This is a genomic window from Mycobacterium sp. (assembly GCF_035603715.1).
Taxonomy (GTDB): domain Bacteria; phylum Actinomycetota; class Actinomycetes; order Mycobacteriales; family Mycobacteriaceae; genus Mycobacterium.
Map to the genome: position 1 here is coordinate 1 of NZ_DATNJW010000013.1, position 5,152 is coordinate 5,152.

The 5,152-nt window shown below is 66.9% G+C and carries 3 protein-coding genes and 1 pseudogene; all 4 read left to right on the forward strand.

The features are described from left to right. Window positions 1-2,742 (forward strand): amino acid adenylation domain-containing protein (locus VN856_RS00370; protein ID WP_325685152.1); only part of this gene is annotated, 2,742 nt, incomplete at its 5' end. Then, entirely contained in the window at window positions 2,739-3,506 is a 768-nt protein-coding gene (locus VN856_RS00375) for a thioesterase II family protein (protein ID WP_325685153.1), read from the forward strand. The genes VN856_RS00370 and VN856_RS00375, both read left to right, overlap by 4 nt. Next, the gene (locus VN856_RS00380) at window positions 3,499-4,812 is read left to right on the forward strand and encodes a polyketide synthase (RefSeq protein WP_414686838.1); all 1,314 of its coding nucleotides are present in this window, start codon (window positions 3,499-3,501) and stop codon (window positions 4,810-4,812) included. The genes VN856_RS00375 and VN856_RS00380 overlap by 8 nt, the downstream gene beginning before the upstream one ends. Continuing rightward, window positions 4,812-5,152: pseudogene (locus tag VN856_RS00385) on the forward strand (polyketide synthase); the annotation flags it as partial. The gene VN856_RS00380 and the pseudogene VN856_RS00385, both read left to right, overlap by 1 nt.

Consider the following 5,152-nt stretch of genomic DNA (forward strand, 5'->3'; position numbering starts at 1 on the left):
CCGGAGTTGGGCTACAGCTACCCGGAATACCGTCGGGAGATTGTGCGGCAGGAGGCCGGACCGCGGCCGGCTCACGACGCTGACCGGGACTGGTGGTCACAGCGGATTCCTGAGCTGCCGGATCCGCCCAAGCTGCCGTCGACGGGCCGAAAAGCGCTTTCCCGCAACAGTATTCGTCGCTGGCAATGGTTGGATCCGGAATTCCGAGACGCGCTGTTCGCGCACGCCCGCGCCGTGGGGGTCACCCCCGCGATGATGTTTGCCGCGGCTTTCGCGCATACATTGGCGTGCTGGTCGACCACGTCGCGATTCCTGCTGAACGTGCCGCTGTTCGGTCGCCAGGCCCTGCATCCCGATGTCGACAGCCTGGTCGGCGACTTCACCTCGTCGTTGCTGCTCGACATCGACCTGACCGCCACCACCGATGCCGTGTCACGGGCGCACGCTGTGCAGGACGCGATGCGGACCGCGGCTACGCATTCCAGCTATCCCGGTTTGTCAGTGCTGCGCGACCTTGGCCGCTACCGGGGTGCCCCGGTGCTCGCCCCGGTGGTGTTCACCAGTGCGCTCGGACTCGGCGAGTTGTTTCCCCGCGACGTCACCGAGGTTTTCGGCACGCCGAGCTGGATCATCTCGCAGGGCCCGCAAGTCTCGCTCGATGCTCAGGTCACCGAATTCGACGGCGGGGTACTGGTGAATTGGGACGTCCGCGAGGACGTCTTCCCGGCGGGTGTCATCGACGCGATGTTCGCTCATCACGTCGGCGAGCTGCGTCGGCTGTCCTCTACCGTCGAGGAGTGGGAGGTGTCGGATCCGCCGGCGCTGCCGGCCGATCAGCGCGCGGTGCGCGACACCGTCAACGGCCGAACCGCCGACTCCAGCGGAGAGACGCTGCACCAGGGCTTCTTTCGCCGTGCCGAACAGCAGCCGGATGCGCCGGCGGTATTCGCGAGTTCCGGCGACCTTACCTACGCCCAGTTGCGCGACCAGGCCTTGACACTGGCGTCAGCGTTGCGTGCGAACGGGATTCGCGAGGGTGACACGGTTGCGGTGATGGGTCCCAAGACCGCTGAACAGGTGCCCGCGCTATTGGGGATTCTGGCCTCGGGTGCGGCGTATTTGCCAATCAGTGTCGACCAGCCCCCTGACCGCGCGCAACGCATCCTGCAGGCCGGCCAGGTGAAGCTGGCGCTGATGTGTGGTGGCGAGCGACTCTCGTTGCCGGTGCCTGCATTGACGATTGCCGATGTGCTGACCGGCGTGCCCGCCGACGCTGAGTTTGATGTCACGACAACCGATCCCGCCGCGCTCGCCTATGTGCTGTTCACCTCGGGCTCCACCGGAGAGCCCAAGGGCGTCGAGGTAACCCACGACGCCGCGATGAACACCGTCGAGTTCATCGCCCGGCATTTCGAGATCGGCGCGGCGGATCGTTGCCTGGCGTTGTCCACATTGGAGGGCGACATCTCGGTGATGGACATTTTCGTCACCTTGCGGACCGGTGGATCGATCGTAGTGGTCGATGAGGCGCAGCGGCGCGATCCCGATGCCTGGGCCCGGCTCATCGATGCTCACAAAGTCACCGTGTTGCACTTCATGCCGGGCTGGCTGGAGATGCTGAGTGAGGTAGGCGCTGGACGCCTGTCGTCGGTGCGAGTAATCCCCACCGGTGGCGACTGGGTGCGGCCCGAGGTTGTTCGCCGCCTTCGGGCCGAGTCGCCCGCGCTCCGGTTCGCCGGCTTGGGTGGCGCTACCGAAACCGCGATCCACAACACGATTTTCGAGATCGGCGACGTCGACGCACTCCCATCGGAGTTGACGGCGTTGCCGTTCGGCACGCCGCTTTCGAACAATGCCTGCCGAGTGGTCAACGACAGGGGCGCCGATTGCCCCGACTGGGTCGCCGGCGAACTCTGGGTCGCCGGCCGCGGCATCGCCCGGGGCTACCGCGGACGTCCGGATCTCACCGCCCAACGGTTTGTCGAGTACGACGGCCGGACCTGGTACCGCACCGGCGATCTGGCCAGATACTGGCCAGACGGGGTCCTGGAGTTCGTGGGACGCGGCGATCACCGGGTCAAAATCAGTGGCTATCGAGTGGAAATCGGCGAAGTCGAGGTTGCGCTGCGTCAGGTGCCGGGCGTGGCAATAGCGGTCGTAGCCTTGGTGACGACGGCGGGCGGTGCCGATGTTCTGGCCGCAACCCTGCGGGTAGATGACCCACAGCTGACCGTCGAACGCATCCGTGAAGCGATGGCCGAACGCGTTCCCGCGCACATGATCCCGCAACGCCTGTCGCTGGTGGAGCACATACCGTTCACGCTCAACGGCAAGATCGACCGGCGCGTCGTCGCAGGCCAACTCGCCGCGGCCGTCAACGATGCGGCCGCGCCCGACCGCCGTCTGCCGTCGACGCCGCTGGGGTCCGCTCTCGCGGCGATCATCGGTGATGTGCTCGGTGTGGACGCGGTCGGCGCCGACGATGACTTCTTTGCGCTGGGCGGGGATTCGGTGCTGGCGACGCAGACCGTCGCTCGCATCCGGGCGTGGCTGGACGCCCCCGACGTGATCGTCGCCGACATCTTCGCCACCAGGACCGTCTCGGCACTTGCCGCCATGCTCACGCGCCGCGATGCCGACCCGGCCCGCCTCGATCAGGTCGCCGAGCTGTGCCTGGAAGTCATTCACATGGACGCCGGCCATGTTGCGGCCGCCATCGCTGGAAATGAAGCGGTGCAATGATCTTCGACAATCTGACCTCGGTGCAAAAGAAGGAATTTCCGTCCTGGATCAAGCGAATCCCTGGCCGGGGGGCGGGAGCGCAAGGCGCCACCGTGGTGTTCCCGCACGCCGGCGGCGCGGCAACGGGCTACCGCAAGCTGGCGCTCGCGCTGGCCGCCGGCGGCGGTGATGCGTACATCGTCCAGTATCCGCAGCGCGCTGAGCGACTCAGTGAGCCCGCCGCCGAGAACGTGCAGGATCTCGCACGCAGTTTGTTCGTCGCCGGTCCCTGGCGTCAGGTGGCGCCCTTGCGGCTGTTCGGCCACAGCATGGGTGCAGTGGTCGCTTTCGAGTTCGCCAGGATCGCCGAATCCCGCGGCGCCGCAGTGGAGCGGTTGTGGGCATCGGCGGCTCCGGCGCCATCGGCCGTTGCGGCCAAGCCTGATTTGCCGACCAGCCACGACGATCTGCTCGTCGATATGACGGACTTCGGCGGCACCGATGCCGCCCTGCTCGCCGACCCGGAATTCGCCGAGCTGCTGGTCACCGCAATGCGGGCCGACTACGCGGCGATCAACCGCTACACCTGCGGCCCCGACGTTCAAATAGCCGCGGACATCTCAGTGCTGGGAGCCCACGGCGATCTCCGTGTCGACGCCGCCGAGCTGGAACGTTGGGAAGGCCATACCGCGGGCGCATTCGAGCTGGACTGGTACGACGGCGGACACTTCTACCTCGACGATCACATCGAAGCCGTCGCCGCGCAGGTGAATGCCGGTGGCTGAGCACAGGTTTGCGGCCGACGACCCGGTCGTGATCGTCGGGATGGCGCTGGAAGCACCCGGCGGGATCGACACCGCCGAGGCGTATTGGGAGTTGCTGGTCCACGGCCGCGAGGCACTGAGCCCGTTCCCCACCGATCGCGGCTGGTCGGTCCGCGAACTGCTCGCCGGGTCACGGCGCAACGGGTTCAAAGAGATCCATGACCGTGGCGGATTCCTCACCGGCGCGACCACATTCGATCCGGAGTTCTTCGGGATTTCGCCGCGTGAGGCCGTCGCGATGGATCCCCAGCAGCGTGTAGCGCTGCGGGTGTCGTGGCGGGCCCTGGAAAACAGCGGCATCAACCCGGACGACATGGCCGGCCACGATATGGGTTGCTATCTAGGCGCGTCCGCCACCGGTTACGGACCGCAGATGGCTGAGTTCTCGGAATACAGCGGCCATCTGCTGGCCGGGACGGCGTTGAGCGTGATATCCGGCCGGATCGCCTACACCCTGGGATCGATGGGCCCGGCGGTGACGATTGACTCGTCGTGCGCCTCGGCGCTGGTGGCTTTTCACGCTGCCGTGCGCGGAGTGCAGAACGGTGACTGCGACGTGGCGCTGGCCGGCGGAGTCAACGTGCTGGGCTCACCGGGATTCTTCGTCGAGTTCTCCAAGCAGCACGCCCTGTCTGACGACGGCCACTGCCGCGCTTTCAGCGCGCAGGCCAGCGGGACCGTCTGGGCGGAGGGGGCAGCGGTCTTTGTGCTGCAACGAAAGTCGACGGCACTGCGCGACGGGCGATACATCCTTGCCGAAGTTCGCGGCAGCGCCACCAACCACGACGGCCGCAGCGCCGGCCTGAGCGCGCCGAACGGCGCGGCCCAAGTCAGTTTGTTCCGCCGCGCCATCGCCGAGGCGGGCGTCCGTCCCGACGAGGTCGGGATGGTCGAAGGGCATGGCACCGGTACCAGGCTCGGGGACCGTACCGAGTTGCAGTCGCTGGCGCAGACATACGGCGACACCGAACCCGGTCGCGGCGCAGTGTTGGGATCGGTGAAATCGAATCTCGGCCACGCCTTGGCTGCCAGCGGCGCGTTGGGTCTGGCCAAGATTCTGGTGGCCGCCGAGCACTGCGCGATACCGCCCACCTTGCATGCCGCTGAGCCGAGCCCCGAGATCGACTGGGAAAAACAAGGTTTGCGCCTTGCGACTACCCTGACGCCGTGGGCCGCCGTCAATGGTCAACGGGTCGCGGCCACGTCGGCATTCGGGATCGCCGGTACCAACGCCCACGTCATCGTCTCACTTCCCGAGGTGGCGTGATGCTGGCCCAACCGCTGCCCGACGGCCGTGTGCCGGTCTTGCTTTCGGCGCATGACGAAACGCTTATCACGCAGGACGCATGGGCGATCCTCGGCTACCTCGACCGAATCGCGCCGGATCACGATCCGACGGCGGAGGTCGCGTCCACCCTGATCCGCCTGCGACGTGTGCGACGGCACCGCGCCGTGGTGCGGGCAGCCAATCGCAGCGAGCTGGTGGACGGGCTGTCCGCGCTGGCCCACGACGAAGAGCATCCACTGGTCGCCCGGTCGTCGAAAAGCTTTGCACCATCTGCTGCTTTCGTATTCCCAGGGCAGGGCAACCAGTGGCAGTCGATGGG

What these genes read in the sequence shown, in the direction of transcription:
- VN856_RS00375 (WP_325685153.1), top strand. Translation starts at nt 2,739, where the DNA reads ATGATCTTCGACAATCTGACCTCGGTGCAAAAGAAGGAATTTCCGTCC.